At 55.6% G+C, this 20002-nt stretch carries 16 protein-coding genes and 1 tRNA gene; 7 read left to right on the top strand and 10 right to left on the bottom strand.

Annotated elements, in window-relative coordinates:
- Positions 1-32: 32 nt before the first annotated feature.
- The 6 genes from Q0N43_RS06555 to Q0N43_RS06580 form a co-directional block, all read right to left on the bottom strand.
- Positions 33-2396, bottom strand: coding sequence for a TonB-dependent receptor (locus Q0N43_RS06555; RefSeq protein ID WP_295444281.1), 2364 nt, complete (start codon positions 2394-2396; stop codon positions 33-35).
- Between the two features lie 388 nt (positions 2397-2784).
- Positions 2785-3222 carry an Rrf2 family transcriptional regulator gene (locus Q0N43_RS06560; protein ID WP_295444238.1) on the bottom strand — a complete coding sequence of 146 codons (438 nt, stop codon included), beginning with the start codon at positions 3220-3222 and terminating at the stop codon, positions 2785-2787.
- A 120-nt stretch (positions 3223-3342) separates the two neighbouring features.
- Positions 3343-4065 carry a type II CAAX endopeptidase family protein gene (locus Q0N43_RS06565; RefSeq protein WP_295444241.1) on the bottom strand — a complete coding sequence of 241 codons (723 nt, stop codon included), beginning with the start codon at positions 4063-4065 and terminating at the stop codon, positions 3343-3345.
- Positions 4066-4143: 78 nt separating this feature from the next.
- A complete protein-coding gene (locus Q0N43_RS06570) occupies positions 4144-5094 on the bottom strand; it encodes a TraB/GumN family protein (protein WP_295444244.1) in 951 nt (316 codons plus the stop codon).
- A gap of 56 nt (positions 5095-5150) precedes the next feature.
- Entirely contained in the window at positions 5151-5801 is a 651-nt protein-coding gene (locus Q0N43_RS06575) for a hypothetical protein (protein ID WP_295444246.1), read from the bottom strand.
- Entirely contained in the window at positions 5794-6006 is a 213-nt protein-coding gene (locus Q0N43_RS06580; protein WP_295444249.1) for a helix-turn-helix transcriptional regulator, read from the bottom strand. The genes Q0N43_RS06575 and Q0N43_RS06580 overlap by 8 nt, the downstream gene beginning before the upstream one ends.
- A gap of 155 nt (positions 6007-6161) precedes the next feature.
- Between Q0N43_RS06580 and Q0N43_RS06585 the strand changes: the two genes are divergently transcribed.
- The 7 genes from Q0N43_RS06585 to Q0N43_RS06615 all read left to right on the top strand — a co-directional run bounded on the left by Q0N43_RS06585 (position 6162) and on the right by Q0N43_RS06615 (position 13934).
- The gene (locus Q0N43_RS06585; protein ID WP_295444252.1) at positions 6162-7049 is read left to right on the top strand and encodes a glycine--tRNA ligase subunit alpha; all 888 of its coding nucleotides are present in this window, start codon (positions 6162-6164) and stop codon (positions 7047-7049) included.
- A 130-nt stretch (positions 7050-7179) separates the two neighbouring features.
- Entirely contained in the window at positions 7180-9288 is a 2109-nt protein-coding gene (gene glyS / locus Q0N43_RS06590; RefSeq protein WP_295444255.1) for a glycine--tRNA ligase subunit beta, read from the top strand.
- Between the two features lie 111 nt (positions 9289-9399).
- Entirely contained in the window at positions 9400-9927 is a 528-nt protein-coding gene (locus Q0N43_RS06595) for a cytochrome b/b6 domain-containing protein (RefSeq protein ID WP_295444257.1), read from the top strand.
- Between the two features lie 83 nt (positions 9928-10010).
- Positions 10011-12671, top strand: a complete 2661-nt coding sequence (gene ppdK, locus Q0N43_RS06600) for a pyruvate, phosphate dikinase (RefSeq protein ID WP_295444260.1) — start codon at positions 10011-10013, stop codon at positions 12669-12671.
- A gap of 36 nt (positions 12672-12707) precedes the next feature.
- Positions 12708-13283, top strand: coding sequence for a DUF1214 domain-containing protein (locus tag Q0N43_RS06605; protein ID WP_295444263.1), 576 nt, complete (start codon positions 12708-12710; stop codon positions 13281-13283).
- Entirely contained in the window at positions 13280-13801 is a 522-nt protein-coding gene (locus tag Q0N43_RS06610) for a DUF1254 domain-containing protein (protein WP_295444266.1), read from the top strand. The genes Q0N43_RS06605 and Q0N43_RS06610 overlap by 4 nt, the downstream gene beginning before the upstream one ends.
- Before the next feature lie 56 nt (positions 13802-13857).
- Positions 13858-13934, top strand: a tRNA-Arg gene (locus Q0N43_RS06615).
- A 731-nt stretch (positions 13935-14665) separates the two neighbouring features.
- Here Q0N43_RS06615 and Q0N43_RS06620 read toward each other — a convergent pair.
- The 4 genes from Q0N43_RS06620 to Q0N43_RS06635 all read right to left on the bottom strand — a co-directional run.
- The gene (locus tag Q0N43_RS06620) at positions 14666-15961 is read right to left on the bottom strand and encodes an aminotransferase class V-fold PLP-dependent enzyme (RefSeq protein WP_295444269.1); all 1296 of its coding nucleotides are present in this window, start codon (positions 15959-15961) and stop codon (positions 14666-14668) included.
- Positions 15962-15970: 9 nt separating this feature from the next.
- The gene (locus Q0N43_RS06625) at positions 15971-18358 is read right to left on the bottom strand and encodes a TonB-dependent receptor (protein WP_295444272.1); all 2388 of its coding nucleotides are present in this window, start codon (positions 18356-18358) and stop codon (positions 15971-15973) included.
- Between the two features lie 638 nt (positions 18359-18996).
- The gene (locus tag Q0N43_RS06630) at positions 18997-19674 is read right to left on the bottom strand and encodes an aspartate/glutamate racemase family protein (protein ID WP_295444275.1); all 678 of its coding nucleotides are present in this window, start codon (positions 19672-19674) and stop codon (positions 18997-18999) included.
- Positions 19675-19681: 7 nt separating this feature from the next.
- On the bottom strand, positions 19682-20002 hold a 321-nt coding region (locus tag Q0N43_RS06635), incomplete at its 5' end, for a substrate-binding domain-containing protein (RefSeq protein ID WP_366845950.1).

The raw sequence follows: 20002 nt of genomic DNA on the forward strand, positions 1-20002 counted from the left end.
CGCCGGATACTGCTTTGCATGTCGTGCGTGTATCAAAAGTTGAATTTGATGGTCGCACCCAATGTGCGCGGATCGCCGGGCTGTCCCGCAATCAGGCCGACATTGCTTGGGGCCACCTGAAGCAGTTCGAAATATTGCACGTCAAAGACATTACGAACCCAACCGTAAACATCGAAATTATCCGAACGGAAACCGACGCGGTAATTGGATAATGCATAGCCTTGGACGTTGGTGTAAATCGACGGGGACGGGTTGGACGAAAAGTTTGACCGGTAATTGCCGTCAAATCCGACATATAGCTGGCCATCGGTTGCGAACAACGTCAGCGGGGTATTGACCTCTGCGCCATAAGATACCGCCCATTTCGATACGCCAGGAAGGCTCTGGCCGGAAATGTCGCAATTGGCAGGGCTTAGTCCGCCAGGGGTTCCGGGCGCGCTTGGTGTCTGGTCCGCTCCGACGATCGTGCCGCCCGCCAGCTCAGGCGGGCATGGCGCATCGACGAATGTGGCATATTTGGCGTCGGTATATGCCCCATTTAGATAAGCGCTAAACCTGTCACTCGTCCGGATTTTGAAGTCTGCCTCAAGACCTTGTGAGCGGACCTTGCCCGCATTGGCGAGATAGCCGCGAAGCACGCCCAACTGGCCATTGGTGACCGTCGCCTGATAGTTTTTGATGTCTGTCCGGAACGCGGTCAGGTTGAACGTTCCCTTGCGGTCCCAAAATTGTGTTTTGACGCCCATTTCAAAATGGTTGACCGATTCAGGCTTTACGACGCCCGAGGCTGCAATTGGCACGCCAGCCGCATTCAGCGGAAGGCCGTTTTGATTGATGCCAACGGTCTTGAAGCTTTTGGCGTAGCTTGCATAGGCTAGGACATCCTGTGCGACCTTATAATTGGCGTTGAGATCGTAACTAAAGTTCCAATCGCTAACCGAAGGCGCGCTGGTTTGTGGGGTAAAAACGCCGCACTGCGCTGCGTCTATTGATCCGGTAGGCTGTGGGCAGGTTAAGAGCGAGCCTGAGCCTGTGGTAACGACGCGCTGATAAAATCCGGATTTTTTGTCATAGTTGATCCGCAATCCGGGCTGGATGGTCAGTGCATCGGTGACTTTCCAGCTTGCTTGACCAAACAATGCCGCGCTGGTGCTTTTGAGAAACTGTGTGTTGCGCGCGGTGAGGCCAGCCAAAACCGCAGGATTGTTCGCAAGCGCGCCGGTCAGGTTCCAGCGACTCGACGCTGCGCCTTGTTGTTCAAAGCCTTGCGTATCAATCCGCTGTTTGAAACCAAAGGCGCCCATGACGAAGTCGACATTGTCTCCCGCATAATTATAGCGGAATTCTTGGCTATATTGATCCTGCTGTGACGGGTTGTTCGACGCGGTAACGATTGGCAGAGCGGTGAAGTCGCGGTCATTTTCGGGCTTCCAATCCCAAAACCGCCATGCCGTAATCGATGTCAGGGTGCCGGGGCCAGCATCCCATTTGGCCCTTAACGAAGCGCCCCCAATGACATTACCGGCGTTGAGTGGGGCATCAATATCTGTAAGCCGGTCGAATGGGTTGCGCGACACCACGCTGTAATTCTGTGCCGCAGCCAGCGCAGCATATTGGCGCGCCAATGGCCGCTGTGTTGCGCCCACCCGAACAAAAACGGTTCCGCAGCATTCGGGGTTTTGGCGGCTATAGTCGCCAGACAGGGTAATATCGAGATCATCATTTGGTCGGAACAATAATGTGCCACGCAGACCGAGATTGTCCTGCTCGTTAATATATCGGTCACTGGTTACGTTGAATATCGTGCCGCGCCGCGCGGTTGCTGACACGGCAATGCGCGCAGCGAGGGTATCAGACAATGGCCCCGATACTGCCGCTTTGGCTTGCTTAAAGTTGAGGTTGCCGACCGTAACTTCAGCGCGGCCTTCGAAATCAAAGGTTGGCTGATTGGTGGTGATGTTGATCGCCCCGGCTGCGGTGTTCTTGCCATATAGGGACCCTTGCGGCCCGCGCAGAACCTCGACCTGCGCGACATCGAGAAAGTCAAAGGTCGCGGCGGCGACGCGGGCGTTATAGACATCGTCGACATAGATGCCGACGCCTTGTTCAAATCCATCGCTCGTCAGGCCAAATGGCACGCCGAGTCCGCGAATGTTAACGGCGGTATTGCGTGGGTTTGACGCATAGACCTGTAGAGTAGGCGCGAGCTGCTGCAGCTTCACTACGTTGAAATTGCCTGTGGATTCAATGCTATCGCCACGGATGACCGAGATTGCTAGTGGCACTTCTTGCGCGGTTTCTTGGCGGCGGCGTGCCGTGACGATGATTACATCGCCGCGACTGGGTTCGTCCTGCACCTCAGCTCCACCATCGGGTGCGGTTGCATCGGATACCATATCATTGGTGGCCGCATCTTCGGCATAAGCCGGATTTGCCAGCGCAAGTAAAGTTATCAGGGCCAGTGAAGGCCCGGTGGCACGAATTCGCATATGTTTAACTTTCAAAAAAACAGATGCATCCGGCTGACCGGTCTGCCTCTAGGACAAAGAGAGGAATTAACGGGCGAAACGCTTACGCTTGGTGGTGTCGACTTGGACGAGCCTGCCTTCACGTCCTGAGCCGGAATCGGTCATAAGCACCCCTTTTAGGATAAGCGCATAATCGCGCCTTCCTTCTGACTAGAGAGTTAAACTCAACTAATTTTATTGACAATATGATTCGCTATCAGAATTTGCTTTCAGCGCCGAAAGGTTCTGTTTGCGCGCCAGCCGGATTTTGGTCGCTTTACTCCGCCGCCTGCAGGTAAATGTCGGCGTCGACGATATCGGTTAGATTGATGCCGTCGAGCAGATTGGCCGTCTTGTCGCGCACCTGAAGCATCAGCGCGCGTGTCCGGCAATTTTCTTCCTCAACGCAATTTTTGCACGTTTCGTGCGCATAGCGGCTGGCACAGGGAACTAAGGCCAGTGAACCGCGCATGATGCGGATGAGGTCGCCATAGCTGATGTCAATCGGCGACACGCCTAACCAATAGCCACCGTCTTTGCCGCGCTGCGACGCCACCAAGCCGGAACGGGATAGCTCGGACAATATGACGGTCAGAAATTTAGGCGGAATTTTTTGCGCTTCGGCAATATCGGCGAGCTGCACCGGGCCTTTGCCATAATGGTCGGCAAGATGCTGCATGGCGCGAATGGCATAACGGGTTTTTTGAGACAGCATCCATGTCCTTTGCGCCACGCAGCCCCATTTTTCAACCCGGCAAGTTGACAAAGTGTCAAATCTCGTAAGGTCTATCGATACCGACGCCGGAACGCTCCACTTGCTGGAGCCTGTTATCGTTTAGGCCGCGAACTGCGTGATCGCCAACGCCAAGACGTTGTTCGCCATGTGCAGGATGATGTTGGCGCGCAGTGACCCGGTGCGGTGATACAGATAGCCAAAGGCAATGCTCAGCGACATCAGGGCAGGGATCGCATAAGGTTGCACATGCACCAACGCGAACAGCAATGACGACAATAGGATAGCGCCCCAAACGGGCACATACTTCGCCAGCGCATTTTGTAACAACCCGCGAAACAGCAATTCCTCCACCACGGGCGCGGCAATCGCAATGGCGAAGAATATGACCGCCACATTCAGCGGTGTCCGGGCGATGCTAGCCAGGATTTTCGCCACATCGTCTTGCATCCCGACGCTTGGAATAACGTACGTGGCGTATACAAAATTGAACGCCATGGCGGCGATGACCAATGACAGGGCAAGCCGGGTTGCCTTGCGCAGCGGCATCCTGCCGAAATCATAAAGGCCCAATGCCTCCATCCGCCCGTCTTTGCGTAGATACAGCCACATCAGCATTAGTTGGACGATGGCGGATGCCACTAATCCAGAGATGATCGACATCGGTGCAGGCGTGGCCAAGTCGGCTTGCGTTGCGGCGATGATGATGGCTGTGCACACCCCCTGTAGGGCGAAATAGGATATGATGAAACCAATGCTGGGAAGCAGACCGGGATAATAGGATGGTGCGGGAAACACGTTAGGGGCAAGTTCGTCGCGTTGCATTTTTTCCCGATCTATCCCGCCTATACATGAAGGCCGGGCGTTCTAGGCCCGACCTTCCCCTGTTTTACACATTACAGCTTAATAGGCCACCCGCGTTGCGCTGAGACCATAGGCCGGCAGCAAAGCCTGAACGCTTGTCGGGCCAGCCAGATGCCCCGCACCAACGGCCATAAATGTAACGCCTGGCTTTTTCATCTGTGCCGAAATCCATTTCGCCCAATTGGCATTCCTATTGGTCAGCAAGGCATCGTACAAAGTCGGGCTGGTCATCCCTTCATTCATAAGCTGCGCAAGGCTTTCGGTGTCCGCCGATCCCCACATGTTGACCATTTTTTCCATCATGCTGTTGGTATCATCAATCATCTTTGCCGTTTCGACCAAAAACGCGATTTGCTCGGCCTCTGGTAACGTATCGAATACCCCAAGTTGGAACGCCATGGTTTCAAGTCCGGCGATGGGCTTATTGCCGACATTCGCCGCCGCCGTAAGTTGCTTTTCAACGCCGCTATTGGGATCAAAGCCGGATTTCTGCATTGCGAGCAAGGACATGGTGATTCCCGCCGCCCATGGTTCAAATGGGTCGAAAGCGGGCGCTGGAATTCCAAGCTTGCCCATCGCCGCATCATACACCGCACGGTCGGCGTCATTCATTTTGGAACGCAAGGTCTTGCCCTGTTGATCCATCGCCAGCTTGCCAAACAAGGCTTGGGCCTCTGCTGCGGGCGGCTCGACCAGTTCCAGTACCAATTGGTCTGAACTGTCAAAAGCCGTCTTTACGCCATCATCAAACCAGCCAAGACCTGGCTTTAAGATATGGACACTGCCGAACAGGTAAATAGTGGTGTCGGCGTCTTTGATGACCCACAAGGCGGGATCGACGTCCTTGACGGCAGGCGGTGCCTTGACGGGGTCAAGCGCCTCCACCGATGCAGGGGCTTCCGTTGGTGTGTTTTGTGCCGCGACGGGGGCTGCCCATGCTAAGGCGCATGTCACGGTGGCAGCCATTAAGGACTTTAATGTAATACGCATCGATATTCTCCATGAACGAAAGATAGGAAATTATTTCGACGAACTTGGACCGGTCGTTAGAGGTATTTTTTCCAGAACCAGACAATCAAGGCCACAAATATTGTTATAAAATACAATGCTATGCCGTCTACCTCTGGCAGCATGCCCCCGCGCCACAGCAACCACCAGACGGGCGCGATGAACCAAAAGGCGTACATCGCGATGAGCGCGCCAAATCGGTAGGCAGCCTCTTCTTGTTCATCGACAAGATTTTTATGCCAGTAGAAAGTGATGGCTGGAACAATGACGCCGAGGGCGATCGAAAGGATGATCGCGAGCATGGGTGACATGGCATCATTGGAAATAAGACCGGCTTCTGTTTCGTCAAAGCTACCTGTCAGAGCGAGGATGAGGCCGGTGACGCCGCCAAATAAAAAGCTGCCAATTAAGAACCGATTGTAGACTTTCTCACGTTGCGGCACTTTTTGGTCGCTCCGCTTCATTTGGCGAAACAATTTCCAGATGGCGAATGCAAGCGCGAGGGTGACGCTTATGAAGGCCGCTAAAACAGCATAGCCAGATAATTTTAGCGTGCCGCCGCCTTCCTTCATATGTGCAGACAGGAAACCCGTGATGGCGCCTAAGAGCATGATTATGCCAAAGCCGCACAATGAGATCCACAATATGCGTTTGCCGTTGCCGCCAGCATCTTCATCTGCGTCAAACATGGTTCCCTCCTTCAAATTCGTCATCAAAAATCTGTTCGATGGGCAAATCAAACAGACGTGAAATCTTGAACGCCAGTGGCAGCGAGGGGTCATATTTCCCCGTTTCAATCGCATTCACTGCCTGGCGCGAGACATCGAGATGTTCGCCCAAATCGGCCTGACTCCAGTTGCGCATCGCACGCAGCACTTTGAGCTGATTTTTCATGTCAGGTTTCGGTGTCTTTGTGTCATGTATACCTTACTAATTCGATTCGCTGATAATGTCAACAACACCTTACAATATGCTATGCACCGCTGACAAAAACCTATGCGTTTATTCAGAACCTTGATTTAGCAGCCCATCTCCGCCAATGGCTGGCCATGTCCGACATTGCTCCACTTAGTTTTCAGGATCTGATCCTCACGCTTCATGATTATTGGGGCAAGCAGGGTTGTGCCATTTTGCAGCCTTATGACATGGAAATGGGTGCCGGCACGTTCCACACGGCCACCACCCTGCGCGCATTGGGGCCGGCCCCATGGAACGCCGCCTTTGTGCAGCCATCGCGCCGGCCAACCGATGGTCGTTATGGCGAAAACCCCAATCGGCTAGGCGCTTATTATCAATATCAAGTTATCTTAAAGCCAAGCCCGCCCAATTTGCAGGAGCTGTATCTCGGTTCATTAGAGGCGATTGGCATTGATCCTTTGCTCCACGACATCCGCTTTGTGGAAGATGACTGGGAAAGCCCGACGCTGGGCGCATGGGGCCTTGGCTGGGAAGTCTGGTGCGACGGTATGGAGGTGACGCAGTTCACCTATTTTCAGCAAATGGGCGGCTTTGACTGCAAGCCCGTTTCGGGCGAGCTGACTTATGGTCTGGAACGTCTGGCGATGTATATCCAGAACAAGGACAGCATTTTCGACCTCGTTTATAATAACGCAACGGCGGATCGTCCGGCGGTGACCTATGGCGACATATTCCGCGAAAACGAACAGCAGATGAGCACCTATCATTTCGAAGTTGCCGACACCGACATGCTGTTTGACGCCTTCAAAAAGGCGACGGCAGAATGCGAAAGCTGCCTGCAACATGCTTTGCCCATTCCCGCTTATGAGCAAGCGATTAAGGCGAGCCACATCTTCAACATATTGCAAGCGCGGGGCGTTATTTCGGTGCAGGAACGCGCAAGCTATATGGGCCGCGTCCGCGACCTTGCCAAAGGCAGTTGCCAGGCATGGATGGATAAGAATGGGTGGGCAGTATGATGGTGCAACCGCAAAACTTTCCTCGAAGCGGTCACCCTGAACTTGTTTCAGGGTCCATTTCTCCTCTATGCCCTTCGGCCTGCCTGGCACGATGGATGCTGAAACAAGTTCAGCATGACGGTGTTTTGATATGACCGACTTCCTGCTTGAATTGCGTTCCGAAGAAATCCCTGCGCGGATGCAGGTCAAGGCCAAGGAAGACTTGGCGCGCTTGTTTAATGATGCATTGGCCAAGGCTGGACTTGCCGCGGCATCGGTTGAAACCTTCGCCACTCCGCGCCGCCTTGCGTTGATCGCATATGGACTGCCGCTGGCGACTGAGGCTGTGTCTGAAGAAACCAAGGGGCCAAAGGTCGGCGCGCCGCCGCAGGCGATGGAAGGTTTCCTGCGCAAAAGTGGCCTTTCGCAAGACCAGTTGATCGAACGTGATGGCGTCTATTATGCGGTGGTTGAAAAGGCTGGGCGTCAGACAGCTGATGTTCTGGCAGAGGCGATTCCCGCGATTATCCGCGCCTTCCCATGGCCGAAATCGCAACGCTGGGGCGCGGCCTCGGTCTCGACCGAGAGCCTGCGCTGGGTACGCCCATTGCAAGGCATCGTGGCACTGCTCGGTGATGCCGTGGTGCATTGCGAAATTGACGGCATCGTTAGCGGTGCAGAGACGATGGGGCATCGTTTCCATCACAGCGGCGCCATTACTATCGGTAATGCCGGAGATTACATTGAAAAGCTGCGCGCGGCCCATGTCCTCGTCCATTTTTCCGAACGTTGCCGCATCATCCGTGACGGCGCGAATGCGGCGGCGAAGGCGGCTGGCCTGCATTTGGTAGAAGATGAAGGTCTAGTGATTGAAAATGCGGGCCTGACCGAATGGCCGGTGCCGATGCTTGGCCGTTTCGAGTCCGCTTTCTTGGATGTGCCGCAAGAGGTCATTCAGTTGACCGCGCGCGTGAACCAGAAATATTTTGTCTGCCAAGACAAAACGGGCAAGCTGGCAAACGCTTTTGTATGCACCGCGAATATCGATGCGCATGACAAAGGGGCGGCGATTGTTGCGGGTAATGAAAAGGTACTGGCCGCGCGTCTGTCCGATGCGAAATTCTTCTGGGAACAGGACCTAAAGGTCGCGCTGGATAGCCAAGCGCAGAAATTGGCGCAGATTACATTCCAAGAAAAATTGGGCACGGTCGCTGACAAGGTTGAGCGGGTTGCGAAGATTGCGCGTTGGTTGGTAACCGAGCGCATCGTCACGGGCGCGACTGCAGACCAAGCCGAACGCGCGGCGCGTTTGTGCAAGGCGGATCTCGTCACCGGCATGGTGGGTGAATTTCCTGAATTGCAGGGTATCATGGGCGGCTATTACGCCCGCGCGCAAGGTGAGAGCGACGCCATCGCCGATGCCATTCGCGACCATTATAAACCCGTCGGGCAGGGCGACGATGTCCCCACGGCTCCGGTAACGGTGGCGGTAAGCTTGGCTGATAAGTTGGATACGCTCGCGCAATTCTTCTCAGCTGGTATGCCGCCTACAGGTTCGAAGGATCCGTTTGCATTACGTCGCGCTGCGATTGGGTTCTTATCACTATTACTGCAGAATGAATTACGCTGTTCGTTGAAGGACATGCTTGTTGCGACCGGCGCAGGAGCCAGCTTCGATACGCTTGAAGAATTTTTGGTCGACCGCCTCAAAGTCCAACAACGTGAAGCGGGTGTGCGGCACGACCTCATCGATGCGGTGTTTAGCCTTGGCGGTGAGGATGATCTTGTCTGGTTGCTGTCGCGGGTGAAGGCATTGCAGGCTTACATAACGAATGCCGAAGGGACGAATCTGCTGGCGGCGTATAAACGTGCGGCGAATATATTGAAGCAGGCCGACGGTGGCGAAAAATCGTCCGTCGCCCCAGCGCAGGCTGGGGCCCATCACGTATCTCAGTCTGGAACGACAGACGAGATGGGCTCCAGCCTTCGCTGGAGCGACGCGGATTTGGGCATCGAGGAAAGTGCCCTCCGCACCGCGCTCGACGCCGCTGAGCCCAAGGCCGCAGCCGCCTTGTCGGTCGAAGATTTCGAAGGCGCTATGGCGGCATTGGCGACGTTGCGCGCGCCCATTGATGCCTTTTTTGAAGGCGTCATGGTCAACGATCCCGACCAAGACAAGCGCGCGTTTCGTTTGGGCTTACTCGCGCGGTTCCGCGATGCGGTCAGCCGCGTGGCCGATTTTTCGAAGATTGAGGGATAGAGGCGGACGGCACGCTGAACAACATGTTCAATATGACGGCGCTTGATCTAAATCATTGCTGGCGGGGCCGAATGGGCGTTTGGGTTGTTTCCTGTTCAAAGGAACATCCCCATGGCCGTCATGCACCGAATCCGTATTTTTCACAGCGTCCTCGCGCTGAGCGTATTGGCCGCTTATTTTTCGGCGGAAATGGGCCTTGTTCATGCCTGGCTTGGCTATGGTGTCGCTGCCCTCATATTGTTCCGGCTGATTTGGGCCTTGAGCGGCGCGCCGCAATTGGGGCTTGCGCGTTTCCACCCCTCGTTCAAGGATTTGCATCTAAAGGGAATCATGACCCATCCGGCCATCAGCCAAGTTCTGCTGGCGGGTATAGCCCTTTCGGTGATTGGTGCCACTGGCACGGGTATCATGATGGACAAGGGGCGGGCGTTGCAGCCCAGCGCGCTTAGTTCCTTTTCCCTCTCGGACGAAAATGGACGCGAGCGTCGCGAAGATGAATCTGGCGAGATTACCGAAGAAATGCATGAATATCTCGCGAATCTGGCCATTGCGCTGGTCGTGCTCCACGTCTTGTATTTGCTGTCTTTCAAGCTGCCCTTGGCGCGCTTTATGTTATTCGCCAACAAATCCGGAAAATAACTGCCCTCCAGACTTGACTCCGATGCGCTGCACTGCACAACGGCGGCCAAGCAATAAAGCCAAGTAAAAGGAATGGCCGCGGGATGACCCAATATGTATATCGGTTCGGTGGCGGTGTTTCGGATGGCGACGAAACCGTTCGCGGCAATAAAAACATTCTTGGCGGCAAGGGCGCGAATTTGGATGGCATGGCCTCGATTGGCCTGCCAGTCCCCCCGGGCTTCACGATTACGACCGAAATGTGCACGGCATATTATGCCAATGGCCAAAGCTTCCCTGACAGTGTCCGCGCCGAAGTCGCCAATGGCCTCGCGCATATTGAACAGGTAACGGGTAAATCCTTTGGCGATCCGGCCAATCCGTTGCTGGTGTCAGTGCGTTCGGGCGCCCGGGTGTCGATGCCGGGGATGATGGATACCGTTTTAAATCTGGGGCTGAATGACCAGACAGTCGAAGGGCTTGCCGCTTCGTCAGGCGACGCCCGCTTTGCATGGGATAGCTATCGCCGTTTCATCCAAATGTATGCCGATGTGGTGTTGGAACTGGACCATGGCGCGTTTGAAGAGGCGTTGGAAATCGCCAAAGAAGATCGCGGATTCTATCTCGATACAGAGCTGTCTGCCGATGATTTGAAGGCTTTGGTTGCCGAATATAAGCGCCTTGTCGCCGCCGAATGGGGCAAACCATTTCCGCAAGATGTGCACGACCAATTATGGGGTGCGGTCGGCGCGGTGTTTGGGTCATGGGAATCGGACCGGGCAAAAGTCTATCGCCGCCTGAATAATATTCCGGGCGACTGGGGCACGGCGGTCAACGTGCAGGCGATGGTCTTTGGCAATATGGGTGAAACGTCGGCGACAGGGGTTGCCTTCACCCGTGATCCGGCAACGGGCGAGAACGCCTTTTACGGCGAATATCTGATCAACGCGCAAGGTGAAGATGTTGTCGCAGGGATCCGCACCCCGCAATATCTGACCAAGGCGGCCCGCGAACGCGCTGGCGCAAAGCCGCTGTCGATGGAAGAAGCCATGCCGACGGTATATGCTGAGTTGGCGCGCGTGTTTGAAATCCTGGAAACACATTATCGCGATATGCAGGATATTGAATTCACCGTTGAGCGGGAGAAATTGTGGATGCTGCAAACCCGTTCGGGCAAGCGCACCGCCAAGGCCGCCTTGAAAATCGCCGTCGATATGGCCCAAGCGGGGATGATTACAACGGATGAGGCTGTGCTGCGTGTGGACCCAATGGCGCTGGACCAGTTGCTGCACCCAACGCTTGATCCGCAAGCGCCGCGCGATGTGCTGACCTCTGGCCTGCCTGCGTCGCCGGGTGCGGCATCAGGTGAGATCGTCTTTGATGCCGACACCGCCGAACGCTTCAGCGCATTGGGCAAGGCGGTTATATTGGTGCGTATCGAAACCAGTCCTGAAGACATTCACGGCATGCATGCGGCCAAGGGCATATTGACCGCGCGCGGCGGCATGACCAGCCATGCGGCCGTTGTCGCACGTGGCATGGGACGACCTTGCGTATCAGGCGCAGGCAGCCTGCAAATCGATGCCACGGCCAAAGTCTTGCGCATCGCCGGGCGCACCTTAAAAGAGGGTGATATCATGACGCTGGATGGTTCAACTGGCGAAGTGATGGCGGGTGAAGTGCCGACAATCCAACCCGAATTGGTCGGCGATTTTGGGACGTTAATGGTCTGGGCCGATGCTGGCCGCCGGATGAAGGTCCGCGCCAATGCCGAAACCCCGTCCGACGCGCAAACGGCACGTGATTTTGGTGCAGAAGGCATTGGCCTGTGCCGGACAGAGCATATGTTCTTTGACGCCGCCCGCATTACCGCTGTGCGCCAAATGATCCTCGCGGATGATGAAAAGGGCCGCCGCGTCGCGCTCGACAAATTATTGCCCGAACAGCGCAAGGATTTTGCCGCGATTTTTGAAGTCATGGCTGGCCTTCCCGTCACCATCCGCTTGCTTGACCCGCCCTTGCATGAATTCCTGCCGCATCAGGAAAGCGAATTTGCCGAGGTTGCCGCAGCCGCCGGTGTTGGCGTTGAAGTGTTAAAACAACGTGCGTCGGAACTGCACGAATTTAACCCGATGCTTGGCCACCGTGGATGCCGCTTGGGCGTGACTTATCCCGAAATTTACGAGATGCAGGCGCGCGCGATATTTGAAGCTGCGTGCAGCCTTGCCGTTGCTCCTGTGCCCGAAATAATGATCCCGCTTGTTGGCACGCGCCGCGAACTGGAATTGATGAAGGATGTCGTGGACAAGGCCGCCGAAGAGGTCTTTGCCGAACAGGGCAAGCGGATCGAATATCTCGTCGGCACGATGATAGAGCTGCCCCGCGCGGCGTTGATGGCCGATGAAATTGCCGAAGTCGGCAGCTTCTTTAGCTTTGGCACCAATGACCTGACGCAAACCACCTTGGGCGTTAGCCGCGATGACGCCGCACGCTTCCTGACGCATTATGTCGACAAGGGCATTTACGCCCGCGATCCGTTTGTCAGCCTTGATGTCGAGGGCGTTGGCCAATTGATAGAGATTGCCGTCCATAAGGGCCGCGCAACGCGTCCTGATATCAAATTGGGCATTTGCGGCGAACATGGCGGCGATCCGGCGTCGATCACGTTTTGCGAAAAGGTTGGCCTCGATTATGTCAGCGCCTCACCCTATCGCGTGCCCATCGCAAGGCTTGCGGCGGCGCAGGCGGCGTTTGCACGTCGGTAAACACGGTATTTAGGGTCAGGCGAGGGAGGAAGCCGTATGAAAACTTGGCATCGATATGTCATTTGTGTCGCATTGGGCCTAATCGGCGGCGCGGCTTATGCCGTGCAGCAAGTGCGTGGCGGATTGAACGATGGCGTCGTCGCCAACGGGCCATGGGAGACGGGAAAAAGCTTCGGCACATTGGATGCAAGCACGCTCACCCGCGCCAAGGTTGCCTTGTCCGGCCTGCTGGCCTTGCCCGCCAGAGAGGCGATGTATTTCACCGCACAAAATGACAGCGATGGCCGCGCGCTTGACGGGCGCTGCACCTATGACGTGCGCGGTGGCCAGCTTGATGGCCGCTGGTGGAGTGTGACTTTGTATGAAGGCGAAGGCTGGCTTGTGAAAAACGCCGCCAACCGCTGGTCCATCCCGGCCAGCGCGGTATCCCCGGACGCGCAAGGGCGGTGGTCGTTCACTGTGTCGCCAGAGGCGCAATCCGGCAGTTGGTTGCCAACAGGGTCAGTAGAGGCCTTTGACCTAACCTTGCGTCTTTATCACCCGTCGGCGGATATCATCAAAAGCCCCGAAACGGCGCAACTGCCGATTATCGACCGCAAGGGATGTGCATGATGCGGCGCTGGATATTCCCAATATTGGCGGGCGGCCTTATTGCATTTGGGGCCTTTCAGGCGACCTTGCTGGCCACGCCTTACGCGCTGATGCAGGCCGCGTTGATGAAAGTCGGCAAGCAGGGGGCCGCGAACCAGTTTGCTTTTGCAGCCATGACGACGGCGGATAATCAGACGATCGTTAGGCCAAGCCCCGACCTTTCTTACTCTACCTGCGTCTTTGATGTGTCCAAAGGCCCCGTGCTGGTCGATGTGCAGCCAGTGCCGGGCCATTATTGGTCGGTGAGCATTTTTGATGCCCGTACCGATGTGGCCGCGGTGCGCAGCGACCGGGACACCAAAGGCAAAGCCGCACGGCTCGCGCTTGTGAAAGCGGGGCAGACAGCGCCCGCAGGTTATGAACCCGTGCGCGTCGGTTATGACAGGGGATTAGTGCTCATTCGCATACTCGTCGCCCCGGCGAGCACCTTTCCAACCATCGATGCCATCCGCCGAAAATCATCCTGCAAGCAGGTTTGAAGGTCAAAATAGCTATTGCACATGCGGCCCGCCGTCCCTAATAGCGACGTTCCAGTGCACCCGTAGCTCAGCTGGATAGAGCATCAGACTACGAATCTGAGGGCCGGGCGTTCGAATCGCTCCGGGTGCACCATTTTTTCAATGACTTGCAGAAAATATGGCTGTGGAGCCATTGAGTGCTTGATGCTCTAGGCATCATATAGGCATCAGCCAATATGTTTTCGCGGGGTATTGGCATCGGGATGGAATTGCTAAAGCCCGGGGCTGGTTGGACCTGTGGTAGGTTCGATGCGACTCAAAGCAGGCTTGTTGCCGTAATTTCGGGAACCCAAGGGGAGGGGGGTAGGGCCGAGCGCTTGGTGATTGTCACGGGCTACCTTCGCACTAAATTTTTAGTTGCGAGACCCCACCGACGTGGCACCCTCCATTCTGGCAGATGGGAACCGCGCTTCCTTCTTACATATTATTTTGCACGTCCGGTCAGTCAGCTTTTGGGCCGGGAGCGGACGGGCAGCTTCAAAGGAGCAGTAATTAAAAGCTGCCAATCCGTAAAATTTAATCAGCGGGTCGCGGGTTCTAACCCAGCAGGGCTCACCATAGATTAACAATTTAGCGTTGATTTGGTGAGTAGCGGTTAGCTTTAAATAACAACCTAAGTAACAGGTTACACTTTTTCATTTTAAAAGGTCTTCTAACGGGAACAGCTTAGGCGCATTGGTATCAGTTTTCCTTGCCAGCCAATCTTCGTGGATCCGATCAAAACCGGCGGACAAGCAAGAGGCTTCGTCCATCTTTTCGATGACGGCCCAGTCTTCTTGGCGCTTGATAAACGGTGCTATTCCGGCTGGTTGATGGCTGACCCCGTTAAAACTCCGTCGTGTTAGCGATCTGCCTGAGGGCCACGGCTAAAGCGTTGACGTCCGCCATAGAATTGAACAGCCCCGGCGTCACCCTTACGCAGGCACCGCTGGCAAGGCCGGTGCGATGGACGGTGAATATCCCAAAACGGGCCAGCAGCGTGGCCGCAAGCGCCTTGTTCTGGGCCTCAGACGTGCGTCCGGCCAGGCGAAAAGAGGTGATCCCACCGTGCATCCGGGGATCATCCGGCGTCAGCAGTTCTATGCCGGGCAGATCACGTAGCTGATTGACCCATCCGTTCCGCAAAGCCTTTAACCGCGCCGCTCTGGCCGAGGCACCTATCTTAGCTTGAAAATCCAGCGCCTCCGGCAGGGTAAGGGTAGCGGCAAAGTCGACGGTCCCGGTGTGGACCCGCGATCTGATCGAACCGGAACCAGGAGTTTCGTCGGCCATGTCGGGATCAATCGCCGACACGCGCCCCTCACGGATATAGGCAGCGCCCACACCCAGCGGTGCGCCCATCCATTTGTGCAGATTTATCCCGACAAAATCAGCTCCCAATCCTGCAAGATCGAACTCGACCTGCCCCAGGCTATGTGCGGCATCGACAATGACATCTATTCCGCGTTCCCGTGCCAGAACTGATATCTCGCGCACGGGTATCTTGAGCCCGGTCCGGTGGCTGATATGCGTCAGGAGAACCAGTTTGATATCGGGGTAGGTTTCAAACGCCTGGATATAGGCGTCGATGACATTCTGATAGGAGGCCGGCTCGGGCAAAGAGATCTTGATCGTTCGCGCACCGCGCCGGGCCATGCTCGCCTCAAGGCTTGCCTGCATGCTGTCATAATCGAGATCGGCATAAAGCGCGGCCTGCCCGGCCTTTATCCGGTTATAGCCGCCAATCAGCGCCTTCAGCGCCTCGGTGGCATTGCGGGTGAGCACGATTTCTTCGCGTTCTACACCAAGGAAGGTGGCGAGGCGCGCATGCGCCTCACCCAAATCCGCGCCCATGCCGCGCCGGGCGTAGTAGCTGGTTTCCCGGTTCACCTTCGCTACACAATCCTGATAAGCGGCAAGAACGGGACGGGGCATCATACCCCAGTTCCCGTTCTCTAGCTGGATCACCGCGTCTGTCACATCATATTGGGCGGCAATCTGCGCCCAATAAACCTCATCATTGGAAAGTCCCGCTCCCTTGATCGGAACAGAAGCCGGAGCAGCACGCAAGGCCGCCGTTGGGAGCATCGCTGCACCCGCCACCGCGCCTTGCAAAACTGTCCTTCTGTTCATCTTGGTCATTCAAGGTATTCAGAACTTCACACCAAGACGAGCAAAATATTGCCCACCGTCAGTGTCATATGGTGCGTTGCGCGAATAGATCAGGCCGCGATTGGCTTGGAAGGTCGCTTCGTCGGGGTAGGTGTTGAACAGGTTTTCGGCACCCACAACCAGATTCACATGCTTATTGATTTCATAGCCCACCGAGACATCGAACAACGCGGTGGCGCCAAATTTCTGGAAGATATCGCCCGTCGCATTGCCGCTGCTGTCGGTCCACGACCCGAAATAGCGGCCGTGCAGCGTGACGTCAAAGCCGGCAAGCTTATATCCCAATGTTGCCGTGGCATTGTTTTTTGGCAGGCGTTCTTGGAAAATGCGTCGCTGGGTATCGTTGCCAATCGTGGCACTGGTGCCGCCGGTAACCTTGGTCTCGTTGTAGTTATAGGCGATGCTTGTACTGAGCGTGCCTGGCCCGGCAGTGCCGCGATAGGCGAGCACGGCGTCGATACCGCGCGTACGAGTATTGAAATCATTGGTAAAATAACTGACGCCAGTAAAGCGGTCGGGGTTTGCAACCCCGCGCGGGACGGCAAAAGTCGCGGATTGACCAAAGCGGCGATCAACTTTGATCTCATACAAGTCGATACTGGCCGAAAAGCCGTTATCGCCCTGATAGGCAAGTCCGGCGGTGAAGCTTTCCGATTCTTCCGGGGTGAGCGGCTTGGCCCCGAGTAGCACCGCCAGCGGATCGCTTGGGGAGAGACGGCCGCGGTTGAACACCTGCAGGGTCACGGTATCCAGTCCCTGACTGGTGTTGGCGGTATTGAGCTGAGCCGGCGTGGGAGCGCGGAAGCCCGTCGAATATGTTGCCCGCAGAGCGAAGCCGTCCACCGGCTCAACTCGGCCTGAAAACTTGTAATTAAAGGTATCGCCGAACTCCGAATAGTCTTCGTAACGGGCAGCGGTACCGATTGTTAGGATTTCGATCGGCTGCCATTCGAGATCGAGATAGCCGGCATGACTGGTTTGATCAAACGTGCCTGCCTGAATTGGACTGAAACCGGGAAAACCGTTGGAATTAGGTGCAAGCCCCTCTGCTGCCCCTGATCCAATGGCATAGGATGCAGGATCTCCCGCACCAACTTCGTATGTTTCCTTGCGCCGCTCGGCGCCGAAGGCGACGTTCAGCGGCTGATAACCGCCCACTTCAAGCCGGTACACGAAATCGGCGTTGAGGTTGAACTCGCTCTGTTCTAGCCGCCCGAGATAAAAGCTTGTCGGGCTTTTTGGACCAAGCGATGCATTGAGTGTTTCACTCATATTATAATCGATCAGGCTGCGACCAGTCGATGCGCTCAGGTCATAAGTGAGCGCGCCATCGCCAAAGCCACCGCGCAGCCCGCCAACAGCCTGCAGATCACTGAACTCGGTTCCAAACCGCGGCGTGAAGCCGGCGGGATAAATGCTGACGAAGTTAAAGCCTGGAAAGGCGACTGTGCCCTTGAAGACGCTGCCCGTGGCGACCGGGTTGCGCCAGTTGAAGTCTGTCACCCCGTTGCCATCGGCTCCGGTACCAAAGGCATACAATTCGAGAGAATCGGACAGTTCATATTTCAAGTTAAAGGCACCGCGCAGGGTCTGCGTTTCCGGTTGCCCCCATCGCTGGACCGGATTCGGTACGGCCAGATCCGGCCGGGCCGCCTGCAGGGCAATAGCATCGGGGCGCTGGCGGGTCCTGGAGGTCGCTGCCCCATCCGAAAATTCTGCAGTAACGGCAAGGCTGCCGCGATCGCCTAGCGCCACGCCGCCTTGCAGACCGGCCTTATAGGTGTCGCCATCATTTTTATAATATTGCGAATATTGACCGAACATCTGCAGGCCTGGCGTATCATCAAGAATGAAGTTGATCACCCCGGCGATGGCATCCGAACCATATTGTGCCGAAGCGCCGTCACGCAACACTTCAACCTGCTTGATGGCAAGGCCGGGAATTGTGTTGAGGTCGGGTGCCTGCGCTCCGCGCGAGCCAAGCAAGGCGGAACGGTGATAGCGCTTGCCGTTCACCATAACCAACGTATGGTCTGGCGACAGACCTCGCAAGGTTGCCGGGCGGACAAAAGCCTGGCCGTCAGCTGCGGGCAGACGCTGGACATTGAAGGATGGCAATTGCCGGGCGAGTACAGTCGTCAGATCGGACGAGACAACCGAATCGATCGCATCGGACGAAATGATGTCAACAGGAGCGGCGGTGTCAAACTGAGTGCGCCCGATATCGCGGGTTCCGGTCACGATAATCACCTCGCCAGCCGCACCCGGATCATTCGGAACCGCCGAGTTGGCAGCAGTCTGGGCGTACAGAGGTGCAGCGAATGCGGTATTGAGCGCGAATAGGGCGCAACCAGTAAGAAGCTTCATGATTTCACTTTCAAGAGTTGATTGAACATTGCACGTCTAGCTAGGATTGGACCATAACTGGCAGATGACCCCCCATGGACACTTTTGTTACAGCGCATAATTTATTTCGGCGAGCGCCATGCAAGAAGTCGGAAGCTCGCGCGATCGGTCGAACTTCAATATGCATTGGCATTGAGCGAACTGCGCCCAAGTCACACCCACGTCACCTTAACTCGAGGGAGGTAGCGGGCGTGTCCACGGTATGAATATTATACTCTGAATGGCGGAAATTCCGGGCACAGCAGCACGGCTGCAAATGGGCGCGAAGCGGAACGGCGTGAATTGGGCCGAGAGCTGACAGGCCGCTTTCGTTTGTTTAAGCGAAGAAATGCGGCATTTGCAGGACATTTTCTAGATTGGGCATGCTGAAGACGTCACAGTTGTATGAAGGTCGCGATCTCAAACCTACAATGCGGTTTGAACAATTTACGAGCGATGCGCTGGCACAGCACTTCGGTTTAGACCCTTTAAGGACAAAGGGGGTGTTATCTCCCGACTTTGCTTAGGGTTGCACGAGTTGAAATTTTCGGCACTTAGAAAACAACTTTAATAATTTAGGACATCTGCCGGATGTCAAATTTCCGGCCCGCTCAGGGCATTCAGCTTGCCTTTTGGGGGCCCTCGAGGAGTGTACGAAGGCGTTGGACAGCCGCCGATGGTGCAGTTAGAACATGAGCAGAGCTGCTAGCCTGAACGTAGGCTTGTGCTCGTGATGTAGAGAAATGGGCAAGCATAATTGCATCTACCGCGCCCAATTCGCCAGCGCGGCTTGCGATGAGCCTGTTGTGGGTTGCAGCATCACCGGCACGTAGGGCTGTCATGGCATCTTCGACCAGAATCGTTTTGAGAGTTGCAGCTTTACCAATCGATGCTGCGTGTTCATTGAACTCGACCTCCATAGTTGAGATCGAGGGTTGAAAAGTTGCCATCATACCGATGTTGGATCCTATTTCGAGCGCGGCTTGGAACATTGCGTCGTTCGGTTTTAGGACTGGTATTGAAAATTCTCGTGCCATTACATCGATTGCTGGCCCGAACGCCGAACAGGTAACTAGTATAGCGTCCGCTCCAATTTTCAGAGCAAATCGCCCTAACGATACTAACCGTTCAGTCATTGCTTCAGATAAGTCAGGTTCGCGGGCACGGTCAGGTGTCAGGGCATCGTCAAGCAGATTAACTAGTTCGGGCTCCGGCCAGATTTCACGGAAAGCTGTATGTATTGGATCAAAGGCCACCTGAGTGGCGTGCAGGAGGATTATACGAGGCGAAGTTGTCATAATGAATTTACTCGAAAAACGGCTTGAGGCCTGCAGCCTCGCAAGCCGCCCGGACCTCTGGTGAAAAGAGCACATCAAAGAAAACGTTTGCGCGCGCAGAATTGGCGAAATCGGCGAAAAGGGCCGTGCTGAAGTTGGTGGTTTCTTGGACCGGTGCCGGGAACGGACCAATGAAGTCGATCTCGGGTACTGCAAGCAACTCGCTGATCTGCTGGACAGCGAGGACTGCTTCGCCGCTAGCGACCTTTTGACCGGTTAGACCGGCTGGAATGATAAGAGCCCTTTCGCGAACAGGTTCCCCGATTCCAAGTTCGTCAATGAGCCGTTC

This window comes from Sphingorhabdus sp. EL138 (assembly GCF_945882965.1).
GTDB lineage: Bacteria > Pseudomonadota > Alphaproteobacteria > Sphingomonadales > Sphingomonadaceae > Sphingorhabdus_B.

Bases quoted from the DNA above. Each gene is read 5' to 3' on its own strand.
- Q0N43_RS06555 (WP_295444281.1), bottom strand. From the start codon at position 2,396: ATGGTATCCGATGCAACCGCACCCGATGGTGGAGCTGAGGTGCAGGAC.
- Q0N43_RS06560 (WP_295444238.1), bottom strand. From the start codon at position 3,222: ATGCTGTCTCAAAAAACCCGTTATGCCATTCGCGCCATGCAGCATCTT.
- Q0N43_RS06565 (WP_295444241.1), bottom strand. From the start codon at position 4,065: ATGCAACGCGACGAACTTGCCCCTAACGTGTTTCCCGCACCATCCTAT.
- Q0N43_RS06570 (WP_295444244.1), bottom strand. From the start codon at position 5,094: ATGCGTATTACATTAAAGTCCTTAATGGCTGCCACCGTGACATGCGCC.
- Q0N43_RS06575 (WP_295444246.1), bottom strand. From the start codon at position 5,801: ATGTTTGACGCAGATGAAGATGCTGGCGGCAACGGCAAACGCATATTG.
- Q0N43_RS06580 (WP_295444249.1), bottom strand. From the start codon at position 6,006: ATGAAAAATCAGCTCAAAGTGCTGCGTGCGATGCGCAACTGGAGTCAG.
- Q0N43_RS06585 (WP_295444252.1), top strand. From the start codon at position 6,162: ATGTCCGACATTGCTCCACTTAGTTTTCAGGATCTGATCCTCACGCTT.
- glyS (WP_295444255.1), top strand. From the start codon at position 7,180: ATGACCGACTTCCTGCTTGAATTGCGTTCCGAAGAAATCCCTGCGCGG.
- Q0N43_RS06595 (WP_295444257.1), top strand. From the start codon at position 9,400: ATGGCCGTCATGCACCGAATCCGTATTTTTCACAGCGTCCTCGCGCTG.
- ppdK (WP_295444260.1), top strand. From the start codon at position 10,011: ATGACCCAATATGTATATCGGTTCGGTGGCGGTGTTTCGGATGGCGAC.
- Q0N43_RS06605 (WP_295444263.1), top strand. From the start codon at position 12,708: ATGAAAACTTGGCATCGATATGTCATTTGTGTCGCATTGGGCCTAATC.
- Q0N43_RS06610 (WP_295444266.1), top strand. From the start codon at position 13,280: ATGATGCGGCGCTGGATATTCCCAATATTGGCGGGCGGCCTTATTGCA.
- Q0N43_RS06620 (WP_295444269.1), bottom strand. From the start codon at position 15,961: ATGACCAAGATGAACAGAAGGACAGTTTTGCAAGGCGCGGTGGCGGGT.
- Q0N43_RS06625 (WP_295444272.1), bottom strand. From the start codon at position 18,358: ATGAAGCTTCTTACTGGTTGCGCCCTATTCGCGCTCAATACCGCATTC.
- Q0N43_RS06630 (WP_295444275.1), bottom strand. From the start codon at position 19,674: ATGACAACTTCGCCTCGTATAATCCTCCTGCACGCCACTCAGGTGGCC.